We start from the raw sequence: 2,094 nt of genomic DNA on the forward strand, positions 1-2,094 counted from the left end.
CGGGCGGGGTGAACCCCGCCCGGCCGCGCCCGCAACGTGGCGCAAACGGGGGGGACGTGAGACATGGCCGGGGCATCCACGGTACTGACAGACAGCAGCCTTCTCAGCCGGCTGGACCGGGGGCTTGAGCCCATCGAGAAGGTGATGGCGTTGCTGAGCGGGCTGGCGGCCTTTTCCCTGATGTTTTTGGCGGCCTACTCGGTCACGGGCCGCGAGTTCTTCGAAAAGCCCTTGCTGGGCTATGTGGATCTGATCGAGATGCTGATGCCGCTGATTGCGATCATGGGGGTGTCCTATGTGCAGCGCAACGGCAACCACATCCGCATGGACATCATCATCGGCGCCATGAAAGGGCGCTGGCTGTGGTTCTTTGAACTGGTGTCGGTCTTGCTGATCCTCGTGTTGATGATTGCCCTGGTCTGGGGGTCATGGGCGCATTTTGACCGCTCGTTTGATTGTGCGCGCCCCTTTTGCAGCCGCGACAGTTCCATCGACATCTCGCTGCCCATCTGGCCCAGCAAGCTGATTGTGCCGGTGGCCTTTGCGGTGCTGTGCGCGCGGCTGGTCCTGCAGGCGGTGGGCTATGCGCGGGCCTTCTGGCTGAACCTGGAAAACCCGGTGGCGGTGCCCCTGATCATGACGGTGGCCGAGCAAGCGCTGGCCGAAGCCAAAACCCTCGAAAGGGACTGAAACCATGGACCCGATTACAATTGGCCTGTGGGTCACGGGCGGCATGCTGGTGCTGGTCTTTATGGGGATGCGCGTGGCCTTTGCCGCGGGGCTTGCGGGCTTTGTGGGCCTGGTGTGGCTGCGCTGGAACGGGTTCAACTATGATCCCGACCGCTTTGGCAAGGCGCTGGAGATCAGCGTCAAGGTGGCAGGCCAGGTGCCCCATTCCAAAGTGTCGAGCCAGGCGCTGTCCCTGATCCCCACCTTCATCCTGATCGGCTATCTGGCTTATTATGCCAAGCTGACGACAGCGCTCTTTGAGGCGGCCAAGCGCTGGATTGCCTGGGTGCCGGGGGGGCTTGCGGTCTCGACCGTCTTTGCCACCGCAGGGTTCGCCGCCGTGTCGGGCGCCTCGGTGGCCACGGCCGCCGTCTTTGCCCGCATCGCCATCCCCGAGATGCTCAAGATCGGCTATAACAAGCAGTTCGCGGCGGGCGTCGTGGCGGCAGGCGGCACGCTGGCCTCGTTGATCCCGCCCTCGGCCATCCTGGTGATCTATGCCATCATCGTGGAGCAGGACGTGGGCAAACTGCTGTTGGCGGGCTTCATCCCCGGGGCCTTCTCGGCCCTGGTCTATGCCACCATGATCATCGTGATCGCGCTGGTGTGGAAGAATGTGGGCCCGCCCGTGACGGGCTTTACCTGGAAGGAACGCCTGGTCTCGCTGCCGCCCGCGCTGCCCATCGTGGCGGTGGTCGTGATCATCATCTTCTTTGTCTACAACCCCTTTGGCGACGCCTGGGGCACGCCCACCGAGGGCGGGGCCGTGGGGGCGTTCATCGTGTTCCTGATGGCGCTCTACCGGGGCATGCGCCTCAAGGAGCTCAAGGACGCGCTGATCGAGACGGCCAAGCTGACGGTGATGATCTTTACCATCATCTGGGGGGTGCTGATCTACGTGCGGTTTTTGGGCTTTGCCGACCTGCCGGGCGCCTTCAGCGACTGGATCACGTCGCTCACGGTCGAGCCGATGATCATCCTGATCTGCATCCTGCTGGCCTATGCGGTCCTGGGCATGTTCATGGATGCGATCGGCATGCTGCTGCTCACGCTGCCGGTGGTCTATCCGGCGGTCATGGCGCTGAACGGGGGGGAATATGTGAGTGCCGCCGACAGCACGTTCGGGATGTCGGGGCCGATGTGCGCGATCTGGTTCGGGATCCTGGTGGTGAAAATGGCCGAGTTCTGCCTGATCACGCCGCCCATCGGGCTGAACTGCTTTGTGGTGGCGGGGGTCCGCGACGATCTGAGCGTGCAGGACGTGTTCAAGGGCGTGACGCCCTTCTTCATCGCCGACGGCGTCACCATCGCCCTCCTGGTCGCCTTCCCCGCAATCGTCCTGTGGCTCCCATCACTCGCAGGATA

The 2,094-nt window shown here is 63.6% G+C and carries 2 protein-coding genes; both read left to right on the forward strand.

The features are described 5' to 3' along the window. Positions 1-63: 63 nt before the first annotated feature. A complete protein-coding gene (locus Q1A44_RS21805; RefSeq protein ID WP_299629535.1) occupies positions 64-690 on the forward strand; it encodes a TRAP transporter small permease subunit in 627 nt (208 codons plus the stop codon). A 4-nt stretch (positions 691-694) separates the two neighbouring features. Then, positions 695-2,094: TRAP transporter large permease (locus Q1A44_RS21810; RefSeq protein ID WP_299629537.1), on the forward strand; the 1,400-nt coding region annotated here is incomplete at its 3' end.

Origin of the sequence: uncultured Tateyamaria sp., from assembly GCF_947503705.1 — a bacterium.
Classification (GTDB): domain Bacteria; phylum Pseudomonadota; class Alphaproteobacteria; order Rhodobacterales; family Rhodobacteraceae; genus Tateyamaria.